At 32.3% G+C, this 23,757-nt stretch carries 18 protein-coding genes; all 18 read left to right on the top strand.

The features are described 5' to 3' along the window. Positions 1–66 precede the first annotated feature (66 nt). The 18 genes from HALHA_RS09095 (at position 67) to HALHA_RS09010 (ending at position 23,659) form a co-directional block, all read left to right on the top strand. Complete coding sequence (locus HALHA_RS09095) at positions 67–732, top strand: HD domain-containing protein (protein WP_015327483.1); 666 nt, start codon at positions 67–69, stop codon at positions 730–732. A gap of 159 nt (positions 733–891) precedes the next feature. Beyond that, positions 892–2,112, top strand: coding sequence for a protein translocase subunit SecD (gene secD / locus HALHA_RS09090; RefSeq protein WP_041607762.1), 1,221 nt, complete (start codon positions 892–894; stop codon positions 2,110–2,112). Positions 2,113–2,117: 5 nt separating this feature from the next. Further along, positions 2,118–2,981 (top strand): protein translocase subunit SecF, encoded by an 864-nt coding sequence (gene secF / locus HALHA_RS09085; RefSeq protein ID WP_015327481.1) that lies wholly within the window; start codon positions 2,118–2,120, stop codon positions 2,979–2,981. A 126-nt stretch (positions 2,982–3,107) separates the two neighbouring features. Beyond that, positions 3,108–3,449, top strand: a complete 342-nt coding sequence (locus tag HALHA_RS09080) for a phasin family protein (protein ID WP_015327480.1) — start codon at positions 3,108–3,110, stop codon at positions 3,447–3,449. Beyond that, entirely contained in the window at positions 3,439–3,912 is a 474-nt protein-coding gene (locus HALHA_RS09075) for a DUF456 domain-containing protein (RefSeq protein WP_015327479.1), read from the top strand. The genes HALHA_RS09080 and HALHA_RS09075 overlap by 11 nt, the downstream gene beginning before the upstream one ends. A 13-nt stretch (positions 3,913–3,925) precedes the next feature. Further along, positions 3,926–5,593 (top strand): ABC1 kinase family protein, encoded by a 1,668-nt coding sequence (locus HALHA_RS09070; RefSeq protein ID WP_015327478.1) that lies wholly within the window; start codon positions 3,926–3,928, stop codon positions 5,591–5,593. Between the two features lie 98 nt (positions 5,594–5,691). Next, positions 5,692–8,982, top strand: a complete 3,291-nt coding sequence (gene recJ, locus HALHA_RS13070; RefSeq protein WP_015327477.1) for a single-stranded-DNA-specific exonuclease RecJ — start codon at positions 5,692–5,694, stop codon at positions 8,980–8,982. 36 nt (positions 8,983–9,018) lie between these two features. Next, complete coding sequence (locus HALHA_RS09060; protein WP_015327476.1) at positions 9,019–9,531, top strand: adenine phosphoribosyltransferase; 513 nt, start codon at positions 9,019–9,021, stop codon at positions 9,529–9,531. A gap of 30 nt (positions 9,532–9,561) precedes the next feature. After that, a complete protein-coding gene (locus tag HALHA_RS09055; RefSeq protein WP_015327475.1) occupies positions 9,562–11,730 on the top strand; it encodes a RelA/SpoT family protein in 2,169 nt (722 codons plus the stop codon). Between the two features lie 94 nt (positions 11,731–11,824). Beyond that, positions 11,825–12,448 carry an MBL fold metallo-hydrolase gene (locus HALHA_RS09050; protein WP_015327474.1) on the top strand — a complete coding sequence of 208 codons (624 nt, stop codon included), beginning with the start codon at positions 11,825–11,827 and terminating at the stop codon, positions 12,446–12,448. A 13-nt stretch (positions 12,449–12,461) separates the two neighbouring features. Beyond that, complete coding sequence (gene hemZ, locus HALHA_RS09045) at positions 12,462–13,943, top strand: coproporphyrinogen dehydrogenase HemZ (protein ID WP_015327473.1); 1,482 nt, start codon at positions 12,462–12,464, stop codon at positions 13,941–13,943. A 54-nt stretch (positions 13,944–13,997) separates the two neighbouring features. Beyond that, positions 13,998–15,539: a peptidylprolyl isomerase gene (locus HALHA_RS13895; protein WP_015327472.1), complete on the top strand. Its 1,542-nt coding sequence runs from the start codon at positions 13,998–14,000 to the stop codon at positions 15,537–15,539. 50 nt (positions 15,540–15,589) lie between these two features. Beyond that, positions 15,590–16,852 (top strand): histidine--tRNA ligase, encoded by a 1,263-nt coding sequence (hisS, locus tag HALHA_RS09035; RefSeq protein WP_015327471.1) that lies wholly within the window; start codon positions 15,590–15,592, stop codon positions 16,850–16,852. 20 nt (positions 16,853–16,872) lie between these two features. Continuing rightward, positions 16,873–18,651 (top strand): aspartate--tRNA ligase, encoded by a 1,779-nt coding sequence (aspS, locus tag HALHA_RS09030; protein ID WP_015327470.1) that lies wholly within the window; start codon positions 16,873–16,875, stop codon positions 18,649–18,651. 839 nt (positions 18,652–19,490) lie between these two features. Next, positions 19,491–20,642, top strand: coding sequence for a group II intron reverse transcriptase/maturase (gene ltrA / locus HALHA_RS09025; protein WP_156801230.1), 1,152 nt, complete (start codon positions 19,491–19,493; stop codon positions 20,640–20,642). 580 nt (positions 20,643–21,222) lie between these two features. Next, a complete protein-coding gene (locus HALHA_RS09020; RefSeq protein ID WP_015327468.1) occupies positions 21,223–21,786 on the top strand; it encodes a 5-formyltetrahydrofolate cyclo-ligase in 564 nt (187 codons plus the stop codon). A gap of 108 nt (positions 21,787–21,894) precedes the next feature. Continuing rightward, complete coding sequence (gene pgmB, locus HALHA_RS09015; protein WP_015327467.1) at positions 21,895–22,554, top strand: beta-phosphoglucomutase; 660 nt, start codon at positions 21,895–21,897, stop codon at positions 22,552–22,554. Positions 22,555–22,654: 100 nt separating this feature from the next. Continuing rightward, positions 22,655–23,659, top strand: coding sequence for a LacI family DNA-binding transcriptional regulator (locus HALHA_RS09010; protein ID WP_015327466.1), 1,005 nt, complete (start codon positions 22,655–22,657; stop codon positions 23,657–23,659). The last annotated feature ends 98 nt before the right edge of the window (positions 23,660–23,757 follow it).

Here is a 23,757-nt window from a genome sequence, read left to right as displayed (position 1 = left end):
TTTTTGATTTGCTTGAATAGGTTAGTAAAATTTTATTATACTAAAGATAAGTAAAGGAGTGGTAAGATGTCTAAAATAACGCTACAAGAAATTAAAGATAATGAGCGAATTAAATCCTATATAAAAAATGCTAATCAACAACTAGATAAGTTAGGTTATACAGAACATGGATTTCGTCATGCTGGATTAGTTTCTGAAGTAGCCGGTAGAATACTAGAAAAGTTAAATTATCCCCAACGTAAAATAGAATTGGCCCAGATTGCCGGTTATTTACATGATATTGGTAATCTAATCAACCGGGAGAATCACGGCCACTACTCAGCTTTATTAGTAGAAAGGATATTAAATCAAAAAGATGTTTGCTATGATGAGATTGCAACAATTATGGGGGCAGTTGGGAATCATGACCATAAAGACGGAGCACCAGTTAATGCTATAACTGCTGCATTAATTATTGCTGATAAATCTGATGTACATCATACTCGAGTTAGAAATAAAGATTTTGCAACTTTTGATATTCATGATCGGGTTAATTATGCTGCTAAGGGTTCAGATTTAATAGTAAATAAAAAGGAAGAGACTATTACATTAAATGTTGAAATAGATACAGAAATAAGTTTAGTAATGGAGTATTTTGAAATATTTTTAGATAGAATGATGCTATGTAGAAAAGCAGCAGAAGTTTTAGATTGTAAATTTCATTTAATTATTAATGGAGCACAAATTTTATAGGAGAGTAGTTTCCCCTGTAAATTAATTATGGAGCATATTGTATTTTAAGCTTAAATTGTAGATGAAGTAATTAATTGACAAATCACCTCTAGAAAAGATATAATAAGTATGTTATTGTTTAACTTAAAGGGGAATAGAAATAAGAAAGGGGAAACAGATATGAACTGGAAACAAAAGAAGTTCTGGAAGATATTTAGCATAATAGTTCTACTATTACTAGCAGCATCTTTTCTTTATCCATTAAATGAAAGTATTAAATTAGGACTTGATTTACAGGGTGGAACTCATGTTGTATTAGAAGCTCAATCTACTGCAGGTTCTAAAGTAGATGATAATGCCATGCAGCGGGTTATGAGTGTTATTAGCCGTCGGGTTAATGAAATGGGACTTACTGAACCATTAATCCAGCGTCAGGGAGAGAGAAGAATTATTGTTCAATTACCTGGTATTGATAATCCTAATCAGGCTATTCAAACAATTGGTAGAACAGCTCAGTTGAAATTTAAGGATGAAGCTGGAAATGTACTAATGAGTGGAGAGTACTTACAAGAAGCTAATGCAGGTTATGGTGGACAATTTAATCAACCAATTATTAAGATTAAATTTAATGATGTAGGGGCTAGCAAGTTTGCTCAAATTACTAGAAATCATGTTGGAGAGCGGATCGGAATATATTTAGATGAACGTTTATTAACTAATCCTAATGTTAAAGAACCTATTACTGGTGGACAAGCTAGTATTACAGGCTTTAAAAATCTTAAAGAAGCACAAGAGGTTGCTTTATTACTTAGAGCGGGAGCTTTACCAGTACCAGTTAAGGTAATTGAAAGTAGAACAGTTGGCCCTACATTAGGTCAAATATCTATAAATAAAAGTATTAAAGCAGGAATTATTGGTCTATCTTTAATTGTAATTTTTATGACTATTATGTATCGGGTACCAGGTTTTTTAGCTTCAATTGCTTTAGTTTTTTATTCAGTAATCGTATTAGGTACTTTAGCTGGTTTAAATGCTACTTTAACACTACCTGGGATTGCTGGTTTGTTGCTATCAATTGGGATGGCTGTGGATGCTAATGTTGTTATCTTTGAACGAGTCAAATATGAATATCAAGCTGGTAAAAGTATTAAAGCTTCAGTTCAGGCAGGATTTAGTCGAGCCTTTAGGACTATTTTTGATTCTAATGTAACTACTTTAATTACAGCAGCGACTTTAGGTTATTTTGGTACTGGTACTATTAGAGGATTTGCTATTACTTTAAGTATTGGTATTTTAGCTAGTATGTTTACTGCAATTGTAGTAACTAGAATGTTATTTAATTTAGCTTTAGATAATGATTTATTACAGCAGGATAAACTTCTCGGTTGGTCAAGGGGGTAAGTGGTGTGAATATTATAGAAAATAGAAAGTCATGGTTTGTGGTTTCAGGTATTATAATTGCTATTGGTTTAATCTCAATATTATTACAAGGAATGAATTTGGGAATAGATTTTGCTGGTGGAACAATAATGGAGTTTACTTTTAAAGAGAAAGCTACAATTAAAGGAATTAGAGAAATTCTAGTTGATTTTAATTTAGATAAGAAAAGTGTTGTTCAAAAAACAGGAAAAAAGGGAATTTTAATTAGAACCAAAAAGTTAGACAGTGATACGATGTTAGCACTTCAAGAAAGGATTGAAAAGAAGTATTCTTCAGCTAAGATGTTACAAACGGCAATGGTTGGCCCTACTATCGGTCGAGAATTAAGGGCCAAAGCTGGTTGGGCTTTATTAGTAGCTTCCTTAGCAATAGTAGCTTATATTAGTTTCAGATTCCAATTTAGATTCTCAATTGTTGCTATACTAGCTTTATTACATGATGTTTTAATTGTCATGGGGGCTTTTTCTTTATTAGGTTATGAGATTAATAGTCCTTTTGTAGCAGCAGTTTTAACTGTTGTAGGGTATTCAATTAATGATACAATTATTATCTTTGATAGAATTAGAGAAAAAATGAAATTTAGAAAGCGGGAGACATTTGCTCAATTAAATAATCAAGCGATAGTAGAGACACTGCCTCGTTCTATTAATACTTCGGTAACTACTTTGTTACCAATTTTAGCTATATTATTGTTAGGTGGAGCTACTATCCAAAACTTTATGATTGCTTTATTGATTGGGATGTTAGCAGGAACTTATTCTTCTATTTTTATAGCGAGTCCTCTTTTAGTAGCTTGGCATAAGAAAGATGAGATGAAGATGAAAATATAATTTTTAGTGCCTCAGTCTATATAGACTGGGGTTTTTTAATTATTTTTAATTTTGAATCATGAAATTGGAGTTAGTTGGGAATAATTAGTTGATGTGATATAATAGTTTTATAGTGGAGGTGAAAAGATGAAAAAAGTATTTAGAGAATTAATGGTTACTGGGTTAGGAGCATTATTCTTGACTAAAGATAAGTTGACTGAGTTGGTTGATGATCTAGTTGAACAAGGTAAGATGAGTCGAGAAGAAGCAGCTGAGTTTGTAGATCAAATGATTGCTGATGCTCAAAAACAAAGAGAGACTATGAAAGAGAAAGTAAAAGAAGAGTTAAAGGGTAGTTTGCAAAATGAAGAGCGAGTTAATCAATTGGAAGAACGGGTTAGAAATTTAGAGTTACAAGTAAAAGCTTTAGAGAAGAAATTACAAAATAATGGAGAGAATAAGAAAGGTATAGAAGTTGATGACACTTAAAATAGTTGTAGTTATAATTTCAAGTTTAGGGGTGTTAGGGACTTTAGTGCCTGGGCTTCCTGGCACTCCTTTAATTCTTTTAGGTGCTATTATTTATGGCTGGATTACTGGTTGGAATTTAATAGGTTGGCAATTGGTAGTAGGTTTAATAATTCTAAGTGGACTAGCTGAATTAAGTGAGCGTTTTTTTAGTGTAATAGGTGCTAAATATTTTGGGGGGAGTAAGTATGGAATATTAGGAGCAGTAGGTGGTTTGATACTAGCTCCTTTTATTTTAGGCCCCTTAGGAGTGGTAATTGGCCCTTTAATAGGAGCAATATTAGTAGAGATAGCAACTGGTCAAGAACTGAAAAAAGCTATTAAAATAGGTTTGGGTACTATTATAGGCCAACTAGGTGGTTCAACAATTTCGTTTTTTATTTCATTAGTGATGATTAGTTGGTTACTAATGATTATTTTTTAGGATGGTGGATTAAATGTTAAAAGGAATAACCCGAGGTTATAGACATATCAAACGCTATCGAGAAATAGTAGAAGTTTTAATTAAACATGGTTTTGGTTATTTAGTGGAAGTAATGGATTTATATCACCTTGTCCCATTAACTAAAAGACTAAAGAAACTTGATTCATCTAAACCACCTAAAGATACAAGAGCAATTAGGATTAGAAAAGTATTAGAAGAATTAGGGCCAACCTTTATTAAATTAGGTCAATTACTTAGTACAAGACCTGATTTATTACCACGAAGTTATATAGAAGAGTTAGAGAAGTTACAAGAAGAAGTACCACCTATGGATTTTGAACAAGTAGTAAAGAGGGTTGAAGAGGAGTTAGGTGGAAGTTATCATAATTACTTTACTACCTTGTCTGCTATTCCTTTAGCTTCTGCTTCAATTGGTCAAGTCCATCAGGGAACTTTAAATAATGGAGAGCAGGTAGTAGTTAAGGTACAACGGGTAGATATTGAAAGTAAAGTTGAAACCGATCTAGAGATTATGAAGAACTTGGCCCAGATGTTAGAAAAAAGATTATTTACTCAAGCTTTAATTAGTCCTGTAGAAATAGTAGATAATTTTTCTGAATTAATCAAACGAGAGCTAGATTATAGAATTGAAGCTCGTAACTCAACTAAATTTAAGAAGAATTTTGCTGAAGAAGTAAAAGTAGGAGTAGCTGATCCTGTCTGGGAATTAACTACTAGACGGATGTTAACTATGGAGTATATTGCAGGAAAGAAAATAGGAGAGTTAGGTAGTAAGTCAACTAGAGAAGAAATGGCTAAAATAATAACTAGATCATTTATGAAGCAGACTTTAATTGATGGCTTCTTTCATGGGGACCCTCATCCTGGTAATATAATTATTACACCTGATAATAAATTAGCTTTGATTGATTTTGGATTGGTAGGCCAGTTAAGTAGAGTAGATAGAGAGGCAATTGCTAGCTTATTTATTTCTTTAATCAGAAAGGATGCTCAAAGAGCAGTTAAAGAATTGCTAAAGTTAGGGGTAGTAACTAATGAAATAAATTGTCAAGAATTACAACGGGATTTTTATAAATTAATTGATGATTATTATGGAGCTACATTAAGTGATATTGAATTAGGAGTTATTATTAATCGGATGTTAGATATAGCCTATAGTTATAAGATTAAGTTACCCTCGGAATTTATTTTATTAACTAAGTCTTTAATTACCATAGAAGGGGTTGTTTCTAAATTGGCCCCAGAATTAGATATTTTAGCAATAGGAAAACCCTTTGTATATCAATTACTTAAAAATAGATATCATCCTAAACGTTTGTTTAAAAATGGGATGAGGGATGTTAGAGATATAATAGAGATTTTAGCTGGATTACCAGATAGTATTCAACAAATTTTAACTATGATTGATGATAAGAATTTAACCCTAAAACTGGAACACTTAGGAATTAAAGAGATTATATCTAAACTAGATATTGTTACTAATAGGTTATCAGTTTCTTTAATTGTATCTGCTTTAATTATAGGTTCCTCGTTGATGATGTTATCAGATAAAGGAGCTACATTTTTCAATTTTCCAGTTATTGGAGTAACAGGATATATAATAGCTGTGGTATTAGGGTTTTGGTTAGTAATCTCTATTTTAAGGTCGGGGAGATTTTAAATAGTTTACAGTTGACAAGAGCTAATTAAGAATTTAAAATAAAAAAGGATTCTTTAAGAGAATAATAAATTTTAAGAAAAGATGTGGAGGCTCAAATATTGCAGCAAGAAGTAAAATGGGAGAGAAAAGCGATTGATCAACAACTAGTAGAAAAATTACAGAACAACTTAAAGATTGATCCAATTACAGCTAAAGTATTGGTTAGACGAGGGTTTGATAATTCAAAAGAGGTGCAAGCTTTTTTTAATACTACTATTAATGATTTACATAATCCTTATTTACTAGAAAGTATGGAGCGGGCAGTAGCTAGAATAAAAAAAGCTTTAGAGAATAAAGAAGAGATAATAATTTATGGTGATTATGATGTTGATGGGATTACAAGTACCTCATTATTAGTTGATTACTTAACTAAGTTAGGTGCTAAAGTTGATTTTTATATTCCTAATCGATTAACTGAAGGTTACGGATTAAATATAGAAGCTATAAATAAACTAGCTAGAGAAGGTGCTAATCTAGTTATAACTGTTGATTGTGGAATTAGAGGACATCAGCAGGTGGAATATGCTAATAAAAAAGGATTAGATGTAATTATCACTGATCATCATACTCCTGCAGTTAAGAATCCTTCCGCAATAGCAGTAGTCAATCCTAAGCAGGATAATTGTAAGTATCCCTTTAGTGAATTAGCTGGTGTAGGAGTTGCTTTTAAGTTAGCACAAGCTTTAGCTTTAGAACTAGATGATTCTACTACATCTCCACCATTAACTAATTATTTAAGTTTAGTAGTTTTGGGGACAGTAGCTGATATTGTGCCTCTTAAGGGCGAGAATAGAATAATTACTAAATTTGGGCTAAAGCAGCTAAATCAAATTAATAGGGATAAGATACCTGGATTAGCAGCTTTAGTGGAAGTAGCAGGTTATAGTAAACGAAGAATAAAGGCCGGTAATATAGCTTTTCAATTAGCACCACGGATTAATGCTGCCGGAAGATTGGGAGAAGCTCAACAAGCAGTTAAGATGTTATTGGCTGCAGATTATTTTCAAGCCCAACAGTTTGCAGACCAACTTAATGACTTTAATGATTATCGAAAAGAGATTAGTGAGCAAATATTTACAGAAGCAGAAGAAGCTATTAAGCAATTTGATTTAGCTAAAGAATGGGTTTTAGTAATTGCTTCTTCTAATTGGCATTCTGGAGTGATTGGTAATGTAGCTTCTGATTTGCAGGAGAAATACCATCGACCTGTGATTTTAATTGCTCTAGATGGTGATAAAGGTCCAGGGTCTTGTCGTAGTATTACTAATTTTAATATTTATCAAGCCCTACAAGAGTGTCAAGATCTTTTAATTCGTTTTGGAGGTCATAAACAAGCAGCTGGATTCTCTATTAAAGAAGAGAATATCTCTCAGTTTAGAAAAGAGTTAAATGATTATGCTCATCAAATTTTAAAAGAAGAAGATTTAATTCCTAGACAAAAAGTTGATGAGATAGTTAGTCTTGATCAATTATCCTTTTCTCTATTAGATGAATTAGAGACATTAGCACCTTTCGGTTATGGGAACTCACGTCCTACTTTTGAGGCTCAAAATTTAAAGATTCAAGAATTTCAGGTTATTGGTCATAATAAAAAGCACTTAAAAGTCTTTTTTAATGTTAATAATCAAAAGCTAGAAGGGATCGCTTTTAATCAAGGATATTTAAAGGATATGTTACTAGCCCAACAAGAAGGGATAGATTTGTTGTTTAATCTAGCACGTAATGAGTGGAAAGGGCAGGTTAACTTACAATTAAGGGTAAAGGATATTAAAATTCCTCAACCTAAATTAAAGGATAAATTATTTGCTACTAAGAGGAGTATCTTAGTTAATGGTATAGCAAAGTCTAAGTTAGATTGGTTTTACACTAGGGTAAGAGAATTAAATCAACAATTAATGGATAATTTATCTATTGGCCAGGAAATACTATTAACTAAAGAATCTGATTCTCAAATAAATTTGATTGTGCAAGGAAATAATTTAGGAGTTCTAAATTCTGAGTTAGCAATTGAGCTGGGCCCTTATCTAGATGTAGGGATCAATTACCGGTGTTTTATAGCTGATTTAAATAAAGACAAGCAGTTAGTTAAAGTATTTATAACTAGAGAACTTTCTAAAAAGGAAAAAGATAAAGCACAGAGTACAGAGTTGTTTTTTCAAGGCCAACAGAGAATAGAGAAATTAACTACTCCTCAACAAAGGTCAAAGTTAATTTATGATTATGCTGTTAGTCAAGCAACTAATCAAGAGCAGGCCACACTAGTAATTTGGCCCTCGAAGAGATTAGTGCAAAAACAATACTCCCAATTTAAACGACAATTACCACAGTTAAATATTTATCAAGGTCATCGAGCTTTATCATGTTATCAGGAAAAGACTTTATTAGCAGCTATGCAAGTTAAAGAAGTTGATATACTAATAGCTACTCCTGAATTTATACAGCAACATCGAGGAATAATCACAGCTGAATTTGATAATTTAGTATTAGCTGATTGTCGATCTCAAGTAATTGATAAAAATCAATTTAAGTCTACTTTAATAACTGAATTACAGCCTGCTAAAATTAAAATAGTTGATAAACGTGATTTAGTTGAATCTAAAAAGATTGAATACCTATCTAAATTATTGCAGCAAGGAGATCAGAATCTAATTTTTGTGACTAATAAACAGGAGAGTATTAATTTAGCTTCTAAATTAGAAGCTAGAGGTAATCACGTATTATTTTATAATTCTGGATTAACTAAAAAAGATCAAAAACAGGTCATAGAATTATTTAGCAGTCGTCAATGCATGAATCTAGTTACTACTGTTAATTTTAATCCTCAAGTTAAAATACCAGGATTAAAAAATGTGATACTCTATCAGCCTAGTTTAAATCAGGTTGAATTATTAGAACAAGTTGCTTATTTAAATCCAGATAAAGATAAAAGTTACCTTTATTTACTGTATAATGATTATGATTTACAGAAGATCGAATGTTTTCTAAAAGAATTAGCTCCTAATAGAGAATTAATGAAGGAATTATATATTATTTTATCTAAATTAAACAAAGGTTATGGAGAAATTAATATTTCTAATTTAGAATTACTTAAGAAGTTACAAGCAAAAACTAAGGTTAATTTACAATTAGAATCTGTTTTAATAGGATTGGGTATTTTAGCAGAATTGGGGTTAATAACTAGGAGCAAAGAATTAAAACAGAAGATAAGGTTACTACCTCAACAAAAGAAATTAGACTTAAATAGTTCAATGCGTTATAATGAATGTGTTAGTGTCAGAGAAGAGTTTAAGAAATTTAAAAAAACAGTATTAAATGCTAAGGTAGAAGAAATGTTAAAATTAATCAATTAAATTATTTAAGGAAGTATAGTGAAAGGAGAGAAAAGAATGAATTTAGCTGAGAAAGTTAGAACTATTTCAGATTTTCCTAAAGAAGGTGTTCAATTTAAAGATATTACCACTTTATTAAAGGATGCAGATGCTTATCAAGAAGCAATTGATAGAATAGCAGATCGTTATCAAGAAGAAGATATAGATTTGATAATTGGAGTTGAAGCACGTGGCTTTTTAATAGGAGCTCCATTGGCTTTAAAAATGAATAAAGGTTTTGTACCAGTTCGTAAACCAGGTAAGTTACCAGGCGATATTGCTACTAAAGAGTATGATTTAGAGTATGGCAGTGATACTTTAGAAGTACATAGAGATTCTATTGAAGAAGGGCAAAATGTTTTGATTGTTGATGATTTATTAGCTACAGGTGGAACGGTTGCTGCTACAATCGATCTAATTGAAGAAATTGGTGGTAATATTATAGAGATTGCTTTTTTAATGGAATTAGAAGCTTTAAATGGAAGAGAGAAAATGAAAGGTTATGATGTATTCTCTTTAATTAAGGAGTAATTTTAAAACTCAATAAAGGGGTAACAATTTATGGCGTTAGACCAGCTTTTAAATGAAATAGAATCTTATATTGAGGATCCTAATCTTGATTTGGTTAAGAAAGGGTATTATCTTGCTAAGGAAGCTCATCAGGGCCAAATGAGGGTCTCTGGTGAGCCTTTTCTTAGTCACCCATTACGGGTAGCACAGATTTTAGCTGAGTTAGAACTTGATGTAGTCTCTATTACTGCTGCTTTATTACATGATGTAGTAGAAGATACTGAAATTACAGCAGATGAGATTGAGGAAGAATTTGGTGCAGAGATTAGATTATTAGTTAATGGGGTTACTAAATTAAATAAGATAGACTTTAAGACTAGAGAAGAACATCAAGCTGCTAGTTTACGCAAGATGTTTTTGGCTATGGCTGAAGATATTAGAGTAGTACTAATTAAGTTAGCTGATAGATTACATAATATGCGCACTTTAAACTATCTTTCTGAGGAGAAAAGAAAACGCAAGGCTAATGAAACTTTAGAGATTTATGCTCCTTTAGCCCATCGTTTAGGGATGTCGCGGTTAAAATGGGAGCTTGAAGATTTAAGTTTTAGATATTTAGAGCCAGATAAATATCATGAATTAGCTAATAAATTAGCTAAAAACAGAGCAGAAAGAGAAGCATATATTGAAGATGTGATTGATACTTTAGAAGGTAAATTAGAGGATGTAGATATTCAGGGTAAGATTTATGGTCGGCCTAAGCATTTATATAGTATTAACCAAAAGATAATCAATAAGAACAAAAGCTTTGATGAAATATATGATTTGACTGCTTTACGAGTAATCGTTGATAGTGTAAAAGAGTGTTATCAAGTATTAGGAATTTTACATGAAATCTGGAATCCTATGCCGGGTAGAATAAAGGATTATATAGCAATGCCTAAGTCTAATATGTATCAGTCTTTACATACCACTGTAATTGGCCCTAAAGGAGAGCCTTTAGAGATTCAGATTAGAACTTGGGAGATGCACCGGACTGCTGAGTATGGTATTGCAGCTCATTGGCGTTATAAGGATGGTAATCCAGAGGATGATGACTTTGAAAAGAAAATATCTTGGTTACGTCAATTATTAGAGTGGCAGCATGATTTAAAAGATGCTAGGGAATTTATGGAAAATTTAAAAATTGAGTTATTTGAAGATGAAGTATTTGTATTTACGCCTAAAGGTGATGTAATGCCATTACCAAAAGGTGCTACTCCTGTTGATTTTGCCTATCATATTCATACAGATGTAGGGCATACTTGTGTAGGGGCCAAGGTCAATGGGAAGATGATTCCTTTAGAGTATAGATTGGATAATGGGGATATTATTGAAATTTTAACTTCTAGTGATAGTGGACCAAGTCGTGATTGGCTTAACTTTGTTCAGACTTCACGTGCTAAAAGTAAGATTAAGAAATGGTTTAAAGTTCAACGTAAAGATGAAGCAATCGCTAGAGGAAAAGAAAAATTAGAAAAGAAGCTAAACAAGGAAAATTTTACTTTAAAAGAAGAAGAGAAACGTCAGAAGTTAGGAGAAATTGTAAAGAAATCTGGTGTAGCTAATATTGAGGGATTATACGCTGGAATTGGAGATAATAAGTTTTCTGTATCTAGTATAATAGATAAACTAAGGCCTCAAGATAAAAGAAAAAAAGTATCTCCTTCCCCCCAACAAGAACTAAATAAGTTAAAGAGAAAGCAAAAAGCTAGAGATAATAGTGATAATAAAGGTGTTAAAGTTAAGGGGATGGAAGGATTATTAGTTAGAATTGCTAAATGTTGTAATCCTGTTCCCGGAGATGAAATTATAGGTTATATTACGAGAGGGCGAGGAGTTTCAGTTCATAGAACTGATTGTCATAATCTAGAGAAGTTAAAGAATAATGAACCCGAAAGAATTATTGATGTAAAGTGGCATGTTGATCAAAAAGCTACTTATGATGTAGAATTAGAAATAGAAGCTTTAGATAAGCGATCTTTACTTCAAGAATTAACAGCAGTTATTTCAGAGGCAGGGATAAATATTAACTCTGTTAATGCTCGAACAACAAAAGAGAAATTAGCCTATATCAAACTTTTAATTGAGATAAGTAGTCTAGATCATATGCAAGATTTAATTAATAAGCTAGAGGCAATTGATGGAGTACTTAATGTACAGCGGGCTAATCCAAGTTAAGTTTAATTTATGTTTCGTCATATTCTCGTAATAATTAGGTGTTATAATAAAGTATAAGAAAGGATTAAAAGAGAATTGCTAGAGGAGGCTTAGGATGCTTATTAAAAGAATAGTAGTAGGAAATTTAAAGGTTAACTGTTATCTTGTGATTGATGAAGATACTAAAAAAGCTATAATAATTGACCCGGGGGCAAACAAAGAAGCTATTTTAGAAAAAGTTAATGAACAGAATTTGACTGTTAAATATATAATTAACACCCATGTTCATGCAGACCACATAGGAGCTAATAAGTATCTTTTAGAAGAAACTGGAGCTAAATTACTAGTCCACAAAGCTGATGCTGAATTTTTACAGGATCCTAAATTAAATTTATCTGCTTATATAGATGACCCACAAGAAAAGATAATATCACCAGTAGCAGATAAATTGTTAGTAGCAGGAGATAAAATAGAATGTGGGAACCTAACTTTTGAGGTAGTTCATACCCCAGGTCATACTCCAGGAAGTATTTGTCTAAAGTCAAAGCAGATTTTATTTAGTGGAGATACCTTATTTGCTAGGGGAGTTGGAAGAACAGATTTTCCTCAAGGTTCTAGCCCAGATTTAAAGAATTCATTACAGAAGATTACACAGTTTGATTTAAATTTAAAATTATATCCAGGCCACGGGCCAACTACTACTTTAGAAAAAGCCAAGAAAAATAACCCATATATTTAGAAAGGTTGGGACAATGAAAGTAGGATTAGGGATACCGGAAAAGTACTATGGATCAGTTAAAGGAATGTTAAATGTTCTATTACCAAAATTAGAGATAGAAAGAGCTAGTGAAGTAATTAATCCTAAATTAATTATAAATAGCAAATTAACTACTAAGCAGGGAATAAAGGTTAAAAGTATTATTTTAGATAAACCTAAGTTTAGTGATCAAATATTAGATCAAGAGATATTAAATAATTGTTATAACCAATATGATTTTAAAAAACGTTGTAAAATAAGAGTCAAATTAAGTATTTATCGGTTACTATGTGATTATTTAGATCAGCCTCTAAGTCCTTGGGGGATTTTAATTGGCGTTAGACCAACTAAATTGGTACATTCTTTATTTGATCGAGACTTTAGTAAAGAAAAGGTAGATCTTATATTAGAAGAAGTTTATGGTATTCGCACTGAAAAAAGGAATTTATTATTGAGAATAATTGCTAAAGAAAGAAGTTATCTACCAAGTAAAGAAGAAGCCCAAAAGAAGGTCAGTCTCTATTTAGGGATTCCATTTTGCCCTACTCGTTGTGCTTATTGCTCTTTTGCTTCTTATCCTTTTGAGTCATATCAACAGTATGTACCTGATTTTTTGGATGCTTTAGAATATGAGATTAAAAAGTTAGGAGCAGCAATTAATGAGTTAGGTTTAGCTATTGACACTTTGTATTTAGGTGGGGGAACACCGACTGTTTTGTCAACAGGTCAGCTTAAAAGAATAATTAATAAGCTAAATAAAGAATTTAATCTTAGTGATTTAAGGGAGTTTAGTGTTGAAGCTGGAAGACCTGATACTATTACTAAAGATAAATTATCACTTTTAAAAGCATCCGGTGTGAATAGAATTAGTATTAATCCTCAAACTATGAATCAAGCTACTTTAGATAAAATTGAACGGAAACATACTATCAAACAGGTACTAGAAAGCTTTTCTTTAGCCCGAGAATTAAATTTTCAAAATATTAATATGGATTTGATTATAGGGCTGCCAGGAGAAGAAGTAGCTGATGTAAAAAATAGCTTAGAAGAAATAAAAAGATTGAATCCAGATAGTTTAACCATTCATACTTTAGCCCTTAAAAGAGCTGCTAAGATGGATAATCAAGTACAGCTTCCTAGCAATGTAAAGGTAGAGAAGATGCTAGCATTAACCAAACAAACAGCTAAAGATTTAAATTTAGAATCTTATTATATGTATAGACAAAAGTATATGTTAGCCAACTTAGAAAATATCGGATATGCTAGGTCTGGTTTAGAATCAATTTATAATATTTTAATGATAGAAGAACGACAAACTGTAATTGGTTTAGGTGGTGGAGCAATTACTAAAATGGTTAATCCAAAAGATTGGTCATTGGAGAGATTAATCAATCCTAAATTCCCTAAACAATATATTGAGGAAGTAAAGGAGCGAACCGATCAGAAAATAATTAAATTGACATCTTTAGTAAGATAAGTTACAATATTAGGTAGCTAGAGTTAGTTGAATCATTAAAGGAGGCTAATTAATATGTTGTTAAACTTTTTTAGAGAAAGAATGAAGATTATAGCTGCAATAGGAGTTATTGTTTTTGTAGCTGGTGGTGTTTTAATTTATTTAAACCCAGGTGCTAGTCCAAAAGCCAATCAGGCTCAAGCATTTGATAGACCAATCGCTACTGTTAACGGAGCAGAAGTTTCTTATCAGAAGTTTAATAGTCAACTAGGTAGTATATTACAAAAGTATAAAGGGCGAATTTCTCCAAGTCAGGTATTATCTTTAAAATCTAGAGTATTAAATAATATGATTAATCAAAAGCTATTAGTGCAGCAAGTTAAAGAAAAAGGATTAAAGAGTCAGATTTCCCAAGAAGCTGTTGAAGAAAAGTTAAATCAAATTATTCAAAATTTTATTAAGCAAACTCCAGCTTCATCAGCTAAAGAGCTAGATAAATTATTAAAGAAGCAAGGACGTAGTTTAGCTGATATTAAAACTAATTTGCGGCCAAGAATTAAAGAATCTTTAGCTATCCAAAAGTTACAACAGAAAATCACTAAACAGGCTAAAGTAACTAAAGAAGAAGTTAATAAAGAGTATACTAAAAATAAGAAAAAATATAAAAATAAAGTCACAGCTAGTCATATCTTAATTAAGACTGATAAACGTACTACTAAAGAAGCTAAAGCTAAAGCTAATGAAATTTTAGCCAAGATTAAAAATGGACAAGAGTTTTCTAAAATGGCTAAAAAGTATTCAGAAGGACCTTCCGGTAAAAAAGGAGGACGTTTAGGTTCTTTCGCACATGGTCAAATGGTTCCTGCATTTGAAAAGAAGGCTTTTTCTATGTCAGTAGGAGAGGTTAGTAAGCCAGTAAAGACTAGGTTTGGTTATCATTTAATTAAAGTAACTGATAAGACTAATCAAGAAGATATCAAAGAGCAAATCAAAGATAAATTAGTAGCTCAGCAAAAGCAAGAACAATTTAATAAATGGTTTACAGCAGTTAAAGATAAAGCTGATATTGTAATTAAAGCACAAGCAATTAAGGCTTATCAAGCCTTTAAAGATGGTAAGTATAAACAAGCAATTTCTGGATACAAGGCAGCAATGAAAAATAATCCACAAGCTTCTTATTTATATCATAATTTAGCTCAAGTATATCAAAAACAAAAGAAAACTGATAAAGTGATTACCACTTATCAAGAAGCTATTAAAAAGTATCCAAAGCAAATTAATTTCTATACTAAATTAGCTAACTTGTATAAAAAAGAAGGTAAGACAGAAAAAGCAATTAATATTTATAAGCAAGTCTTAAAGAAAAGTAAAGGTAATGCTCAGCTTCATTATAGTCTAGGTAATTTATATCGTGAATTAGATAAAAAGGATAAAGCAGTTGCACAGTATGATAAATTCTCTGAGTTATCTGGGGATAATATAATGGCTCATTATAGATTATATACAGTTTATCAAAAGATGGGTCTTAAAGAAAAAGCAAAGCAAGAGATGGAAAAAGTTAAGCAGATTCAAAAGAAACGCCAACAAAAATCTAAAGAACAACGAAAGAAGCAATAAACTAAAACTAAAGAAAGTAGTAAGTAATGTAGCGTATAAGGAGGATGAAAATGAAGTACCAAGCTCCAAGAGGAACTAATGATATGCTACCTCAAGATACTGCCAATTGGCAGTATCTTGAGGATATAGCTAAAGAAATTTTTAGTACATATAATTACCAAGAGATTAGAACGCCAATTTTTGAACAGACTGCTTTATTTCAAAGAGGGATTGGAGAAGCTACTGATATAGTAGAAAAAGAAATGTATACTTTCGAAGATAAAGGTGATAGAAGTTTAACATTGCGACCTGAAGGTACAGCTTCGGTAATGCGTTCATTTTTAGAAAATAAGATATACGGACAAGCTCAGCCTACGAAGTATTATTATATGGGGCCAATGTTCAGATATGAAAGACCTCAATCAGGAAGATATAGGCAGTTTCACCAGTTAGGAGTAGAAGTTTTAGGAACTGATGATCCAGCTGTTGATGCTGAAATTATTGCGTTAGGAATGCAGATTTTAGAGAGATTAGAACTAGATGATTTAGAAGTACGACTTAACAGTGTGGGTTGTCCAGACTGTAGATCCCAATATCGTGACAAGTTATTGGATTATTTCAAACCTTATTTAGATCAGTTATGTTCTGATTGTCAAGACCGATATGAACGAAATCCACTGCGAATTTTAGATTGTAAAGAAGATCGAGATAAAGAATTTATGTCTGATGTTCCTAAATTGTATGAAGAGTTATGTAATGAATGTGAGGATCATTTTGCTGGTGTACAAGAGTACCTGGATTTATTAGATATAGATTATATTCTTGATGCTACATTAGTTAGAGGATTAGATTATTATACCAAGACAGCTTTTGAGGTTATTTATAAAGGTTTAGGGGCTCAAGATACAGTCTTTGGTGGCGGTCGTTATGATGGTTTGGCCCAAGAAGTTGGAGGCCGTGATATTCCTGGAGTTGGTTTTGCAATGGGAATGGAGCGAGTATTATTAACTGTAGAAGAACAAGAAATCGATTTAGCAATAGATGATAGTATAGATTTATTTATTACGACAATTGGGGAAGAGGCTAAAAAGGCAGCTTTTTCTTATCTTTATCAACTACGCCAAGCTAATTTAAAGGTGGAAATGGATTATTTAGGTCGCAGTGTAAGTGGTCAAATGAAACATGCTGATAGAAATAATGCAGAATATAGTATTATTTTAGGTGGAAATGAGTTAGAATCTGGTGTAGCAACTATTAAGAATATGAAAACAGGAGATCAAGAAGAGGTAGCACTAGATAATCTAGTCAATAAGATGAAAGAGTATGTGAAATAGCATAGGAGGGAATATTAAGAATGAAAGGTATGAAAAGAAGCCACTTTTGTGGCGATCTGAGTAAGAAACAAGTAGGAGAAGAAGTAACATTAATGGGTTGGGTACAGAGAAGACGTGATCATGGTGGTGTAATTTTTGTTGATTTACGGGATAGATTTGGAATTGTACAAGTAGTATTTAATCCCGAAGAAGGAAATCAAGTATTTTCTGTAGCAGATGAATTAAGAAAAGAGTATGTAATTTCTATTAAAGGTAAAGTTAGAGCTAGACCAGAAGGTATGATTAATCAAGAATTAGCTACCGGGAGAATAGAAATTCAAGCTCAAGATTTACATATCTTAGACGAAGCAGAGACACCTCCGTTTATGATTGAAGATGATGTTTCGGCAGGTGAAGATTTAAGATTAAAGCATAGGTACTTAGATTTACGGAGAAAGCCAATGCAAGATAATATTATCTTGCGTCATAAAGTAAAGAAAGCAGTTAGAGATTATCTAGATAATAATCAATTTTTAGAAATAGAAACTCCAATTTTAACAAAGAGTACTCCAGAAGGAGCTAGAGATTTCTTAGTTCCAAGTCGAATTAGTAAAGGAGATTTTTTTGCATTACCACAATCTCCTCAGTTATTTAAGCAGTTATTAATGGCATCAGGTATGGAGCGTTATTTCCAGATCGCTCGTTGCTTTAGGGATGAAGATTTAAGAGCTGATCGACAGCCAGAATTCACACAGATTGATATGGAAATGTCTTTTATGAAGCAAGAGGAGATTATGGAATTAGTCGAGGGTATGGTACAAGAAATTTTTGCAGTAGCTGATTTAGAAAAACCAACTGAATTTCCCCATATCAGTTATCAAGAAGCTATGGAGCGCTTTGGTACAGATAGACCTGATGCTCGATTTGGTATGGAGTTAGTTGATCTATCAGATATTGTAGCTGATAGTGAATTTAATGTTTTTAGTGGTACTGTTGCTAGTGGTGGTCAAGTTAAAGGGATTAATGCTAAAGGATGTGCTGATTTTTCCCGTGGCCAGATAGATGATTTAACCGATTTTGTAGCAGTGTATGGTGCTAAAGGATTAGCTTGGATTAAGATAACCGAAGAAGGAGTTAATTCTCAAATTGCTAAATTCTTATCTGATGAAGAGATTGAAGAAATTATAGAGAAAATGGAAGCTAAAACTGGAGATTTATTATTATTTGTTGCTGATAACCCTAAAATAGTTGCAGCTTCTTTAGGTAATTTAAGATTAAAATTAGGTCAGGAATTAGATTTAATTCCTGAAGATGAATTTAACTTCTTATGGGTAACGGATTTCCCATTAGTAGAGTGGGATGATGAAGCGGGAAGATATGTTTCTTTACACCATCCATTTACTAATCCTAAACCAGAAGAGATAGAGAAATTAGAGGATAATCCAGAAGAGGTTAATGCTCAAGCTTATGACTTGGTTCTAAATGGAATTGAAGTTGGTGGTGGAAGTATTAGAATTCATAATAGCCAATTGCAAAAGAAGGTATTTGATTTATTAAATATGTCTGAAGAAGAAATAGAAGAAAAGTTTGGTTTCTTATTAGAAGCCTTTGAGTATGGAACTCCACCACATGGTGGTATTGCGTTTGGACTGGATAGGTTAGTAATGCTCTTAGCTGGATTGGATACTATTAGAGATGTAATTGCTTTTCCTAAAACTCAAAGTGGAACATCTCCATTAACAGATGCTCCATCAGATGTATCCCACAAACAACTTGATGAGTTAGGAATTGAAGTTGAGCAAGAAATAGAATTAGAATAAAGGTTTAAGACTAGCTAATTGGCTAGTCTTTTTGTGTGCTCTGTAGTCTATGCTGATAGTAGGTGTAAGTCCTGCCTATTCTGGAAGAATGGATAATATGGTTGAGATATTGTGGCACTCACAGACGAAATGGGTGAGCAAACGGAGAAAACAAACGTCAACCTAAGTTAATAAAGAACAGGATATGAAGCCAACAGTAACAGGGTGTTCATCGTGAGATGTAATCTGAAGAGTTTGAGGCGAAAAATCAGTCCGGAACAATATGTGAACTGAAGGTGGCATTCATTAGTGACGATCTACCAAAAGGATGGAGAAGTCCAAAGCTGACTTACAGACCATTGGAGTATGTTAGATTAATGAGTGTGATTATGGTCGGAATGATTGGAATATAGCATAGGTGACCAGAGGATGCTCTAATATGGTCTTTATAGAAATCTATAAAGATAAGTGATGATATAACCTGAATAGGGAAAGTCAAAGCGATGAAATATTAGAGTTCAGAAGCTATCATAGTAGTAGAAAAAAAATCAATGAAAGTTGATTACAGTGAAGGATAGCCAGGTTATTGAAGTTTAGAATTGAGTGTTGATGGTATTTAAATCAAAATGGTTTAAACATTGTTAAAGACAATAAGTCTTAAAAGAAATAGCGGACAGAAAATCATAACTGGAAGCGTGATGAATTTAAGAAAAACCATGACCTAAGTAGTAGTAAACTAAGAGGTGCGATTGGCGAGAGCTTAGAAGACGTGCTTAGGAATGCTACGAATATAGGGGTTTAGATATTAAGACAGGATAGGAAGAACTGGTAAGTCGTGAGGTAGGATAGGTGAAAAAAAAATTAGTTCGCTATATAGTATAAAAGATTTAGTGACTAAGAAAAGACATTTACATTGTGCAGCTCAGAAAGTTTTGAATAATGGTGGTTGTGGAGGGATTGACGGTGTAGAAGTTGAAGAATTTAGAGAAAATTACACTAAGAATATGAGTGCTTTATATCGCCAGTTAACAGAAGATAGATATGAGCCACAACCAGTTCTAAGAACGTATATCTCAAAAGGAAATGGAGAACAAAGACCACTAGGTATTCCAGTAATTAAAGACCGAATTGCCCAACAAGCAGTGAAACAGATTCTAGAGATACACTTTGAAGAAATATTCTGCGACTGTTCTTATGGTTTTAGACCTAATAGGTCAACCGAAGATGCAATTAAGAAAGTAGAAGAATATAAAGAACAAGGTTATAATTGGGTATTAGACGCAGATGTCAAATCTTACTTTGATACAATAGATCATGAAATTTTAATGGAGCTGATAGCAGAGGAAGTAAGTGATGGTTGGGTATTAGATATTATTAGGTCGTGGCTTACTATAGGTGTCATGACTGAGCAAGGAAGAGAAGAAACAACGGAGGGAACTCCACAAGGAGGCGTAATTTCTCCACTTTTAGCAAATATCTACCTACATCATTTTGATAAGAAAATGAGGTGTCGAGGATATAAGATAGTTAGATTTGCCGATGACTTTATAATTATGGCTAAGAGTAAAGCTAAAGCAGAACGTGCTTTGGAAGTAACTCGCCAGATTATAGAAAATGAATTAAACTTAAGACTACATCCTCGGAAAACAGTAATTACGAATTTTGATGATGGGTTTAAATTTCTAGAATTTAGATTTTATAATGGTGATTATAAAATGCCAAAAGAGAGCTCTATTAAAAGTTTCAAGGATAAAGTAAGAAAGAAAACCAAAAGGAATAGATCAATAGGAGTAGCTGTAATGATTGATGAACTTAATTTAATTATTAGAGGTTGGGGTAATAGTTTTCTACTAGGAAATGTTAAAGGACTATATAAAAGGTTAGATGGTTGGATAAGAATGAGATTACGTTGTTTTATAGAAGGAAAGAAGGCGAAAGGGCAGAATTATCGCCTTCCTAATAAAATATTAAGAGATTTAGGACTAGAATCACTGCTTACCGATGTGCTTTAGACAAGAGTAAAATATACATTTGTGGCAACACAAAGACGATAACTTACTCTCTGTTAAGGAGCAACAATGACCGAAAGCTGTATACGGGAGAACCGTACGTGCAGTTTGACAAGAGGTCCCAGCCGTGAGGCTGGTCCTACTTTATCTATTTAATTGATATATAGTAGCACTTCTCAATCAGGCATTGTGTGGCTTTTTCCTTAAATAGTTTTTGTTCATTTCATTCCAGGTAAATGAGATAAACCAAATCATAGATTTGCTTATTCATATCTCATTTACCTTTCATTCAAAGCAGATGAACCAAAACTATAAAACAGTCCAAAAGCCCCACAATACCTTTAATAATTGCTGGAGAGGGTTTCGCAACGAATCATAAATTTTTCATTAATGAGTCTTAGTGAACTGGAATAAAAATAAGGTTTGGGTTAGCTAATCACCTGTTTTTGATTAGCTTAACCTTATTTTTATGGAAGTAAGCTTAGACGAATTTTGAGAAATTTATCTAGTGAGAAATCCTCTCTCAGCAATCTAAAAGTTAAACTATATATCAATAATTTTTAATTTAAACAGGAGGCTAATAATGACTAAAGATGAACAAAGGAAGAAAGTACTCACTAAAAGAGACAGGTTAACTAAAGAAAAAAGACTAAAAAAGAGTAAACAAATAAAGAAGTACTTATTCCAACAAGTACAGTTTAAAGTAGCAGATAGAATTATGTTTTACATATCCTTTAGAAGTGAAGTAGAGACTGAATTGATGATTAAAGGGGCTTTAGATTTAGGAAAAGAAATAGTAGTACCAATAATTAATCAAGAAGAGAGGAAAATGGAGTTATCATTACTGAATAATTATGACCAAGAATTAAAACATGGAACCTATGGTATTTTAGAGCCTAAAGATAACTATATAAGATCAGTTAGTCCAAAAATGTTAGATTTAATTGTTGTACCAGGTGTTGCGTTTGATGCTTATGGTAATCGATTAGGATATGGTGGAGGATATTATGATAGATTATTTGCAATCGTAAAGGAAGTTCCTAGAATTGGTTTAGGTTTTGAACTGCAGATAATAGATAAAGTAATTACTGAAAACCATGATTTTGCTGTAGATAAAGTGCTTACAGAAAGAGAAGTATATAATTAATAAAAACTATCAAAAGACTTGAGTGTTTATATTATATTTGTTATAATTATTAACAAGAAGTTTTTTAATGCTCCCAAAAGCGCTTTTGGAAATTCAGGAGGAATAATGATGAACAAAGATATAAAGGCGATTATTTTAGACTTAGATGGAGTTGTAACTGAAACATCTGAGTATCATTTTCAAGGCTGGAAACGATTAGCTGAAGAAGAAGGGATCTCTTTTACTCGTGAAGATAATGAGCAACTAAGGGGGGTATCTCGTAGTAAATCATTAGAATTATTATTAGGAGATTATATTGATAATTATACTAAAGAGGAATTTCAGGAGATGATGGATCGAAAGAATGGTTATTATCAAGAGTATTTGACTGAAATGGGAGAAGAAGATCTATTGCCTGGAGCTAGAGAGTTATTAGATGAGATTAAAGAACGAGGTTTAAAGATGGCTATAGCTTCTGCTAGTAGAAATGCTAAGACTGTACTGAAGGGGTTAGATATTACTCAGGAATTCAATACTATTTCTGATGGCTATAGTGTAGAGAATGCTAAACCTGCTCCAGATATCTTTTTACATACAGCCAAAAAGTTAGGGGTTAAACCAGAAGAATGTGTAGTACTTGAAGATGCTGAATCTGGTGTTGATGCTGCTTTAGCTGCAGATATGGTTGCAGTTGGGGTTGGCCCTAAAGAGAGAGTTGGACATGGTGATTATCGTTTTGATAGTACTGCTGATATCAATTTAACTGAATTTTTAGATAATTTAAAATAAATATCTTCTTGCAAAATAAATCTTTATATGTTAAAGTAAAAGTAAGAAGATAAAATATTTAATTTAATACCAAAAGCGCTTTAGATGGAGTGGATTAATTATGTCAGCTACTATCAAAGATTTAGCAAATGAAGTAGGAGTTTCAGAAAGCACAGTTTCTAGAGCTTTAAATGATTATGATGATGTAAATGAAAAAACTAGAAGGAAGATAGTAAAAGTAGCAGAAAGATTAAACTATAAACCTAATGCAATAGCTAGAGGGTTAGCCAGAAAGAAGACCAATACGATCGGGTTATTCCTATTAGGTAAAATTGGTGAAGGGCATCCGTTCGCTATGAAGTTAGTTGCAGGTGTAATGAATGCTAGCCGTAAAAGTGAATATGATATTTTGCTGTTTTCTGAGACCGAAGTAAGATCTGATTCTTATATTCAACGATGTCAGGAGAGAAGTGTAGATGGAGCTATAATTTTAGGGATTAAAAGTAATGATCCTCATTTAGAAGAAATAAAGAATAGTGATATCCCAATTATTTTAATAGATATTCCAGTCTCAGGAAAAAAAACAACTTATGTATCATCTCATAATGTAGAAGGAGCTTATCAAGCTGTCAAGTATTTAATGAACTTGGGGCATCAAAAAGTTGTTTTCATGAATGGTCATGAGCATGCTCCTGTAAGTAAAGAAAGACTGCAAGGTTATAAATTGGCTCATCAAGATTGTAAAATCAAATATAATGATCAATTGGTTTTAAATGGTAAATATGAAAGAGATATAGCTTATCAAAGAATGAAAAAATTTTTAAGTTTAAATAAAGATTTCACAGCTGTCTTTGCTGCTAGTGATTTAATGGCTTTAGGGGTTATGGATGCTTTGAAGGAAGTGAATATTAAAATTCCTGAGGAAGTATCTATCATTGGGTTTGATGATATTGAATTATGTACTCATACAAATCCTCAATTAAGCACGGTAAAACAAAAGAGGTTTGAGATGGGCCAACGCGCAGTTATAGGATTATTAGAGATGATTGAAGAAGGTTCTAACTCTGTTGAGCCTGTTTTATTAGATTACGAATTGGTTATTAGAGGTTCTGTTCAATCTAACTAATGATTGATTTATGATAAATCTTTGTTACTCAAAAGCGGTTTTGGTCTAGGTTTTATTTCAAAACCGCTTTTGGAAGACAAATAAGAATCCTAAAAGAT

Origin of the sequence: Halobacteroides halobius DSM 5150 (genome assembly GCF_000328625.1) — a bacterium.
GTDB classification, from domain to species: Bacteria; Bacillota; Halanaerobiia; order Halobacteroidales; family Halobacteroidaceae; genus Halobacteroides; species Halobacteroides halobius.
Note: the sequence above shows the minus strand (reverse complement) of the source record. Positions and strands in the feature narration are given on the sequence as shown.

Coding starts and splice junctions, on each gene's coding strand:
- HALHA_RS09095 (WP_015327483.1), top strand. CDS start 67: ATGTCTAAAATAACGCTACAAGAAATTAAAGATAATGAGCGAATTAAA.
- secD (WP_041607762.1), top strand. CDS start 892: ATGAACTGGAAACAAAAGAAGTTCTGGAAGATATTTAGCATAATAGTT.
- HALHA_RS09080 (WP_015327480.1), top strand. CDS start 3,108: ATGAAAAAAGTATTTAGAGAATTAATGGTTACTGGGTTAGGAGCATTA.
- HALHA_RS09075 (WP_015327479.1), top strand. CDS start 3,439: ATGACACTTAAAATAGTTGTAGTTATAATTTCAAGTTTAGGGGTGTTA.
- HALHA_RS09070 (WP_015327478.1), top strand. CDS start 3,926: ATGTTAAAAGGAATAACCCGAGGTTATAGACATATCAAACGCTATCGA.
- HALHA_RS09060 (WP_015327476.1), top strand. CDS start 9,019: ATGAATTTAGCTGAGAAAGTTAGAACTATTTCAGATTTTCCTAAAGAA.
- HALHA_RS09055 (WP_015327475.1), top strand. CDS start 9,562: ATGGCGTTAGACCAGCTTTTAAATGAAATAGAATCTTATATTGAGGAT.
- HALHA_RS09050 (WP_015327474.1), top strand. CDS start 11,825: ATGCTTATTAAAAGAATAGTAGTAGGAAATTTAAAGGTTAACTGTTAT.
- hemZ (WP_015327473.1), top strand. CDS start 12,462: ATGAAAGTAGGATTAGGGATACCGGAAAAGTACTATGGATCAGTTAAA.
- HALHA_RS13895 (WP_015327472.1), top strand. CDS start 13,998: ATGTTGTTAAACTTTTTTAGAGAAAGAATGAAGATTATAGCTGCAATA.
- hisS (WP_015327471.1), top strand. CDS start 15,590: ATGAAGTACCAAGCTCCAAGAGGAACTAATGATATGCTACCTCAAGAT.
- aspS (WP_015327470.1), top strand. CDS start 16,873: ATGAAAGGTATGAAAAGAAGCCACTTTTGTGGCGATCTGAGTAAGAAA.
- HALHA_RS09020 (WP_015327468.1), top strand. CDS start 21,223: ATGACTAAAGATGAACAAAGGAAGAAAGTACTCACTAAAAGAGACAGG.
- pgmB (WP_015327467.1), top strand. CDS start 21,895: ATGAACAAAGATATAAAGGCGATTATTTTAGACTTAGATGGAGTTGTA.
- HALHA_RS09010 (WP_015327466.1), top strand. CDS start 22,655: ATGTCAGCTACTATCAAAGATTTAGCAAATGAAGTAGGAGTTTCAGAA.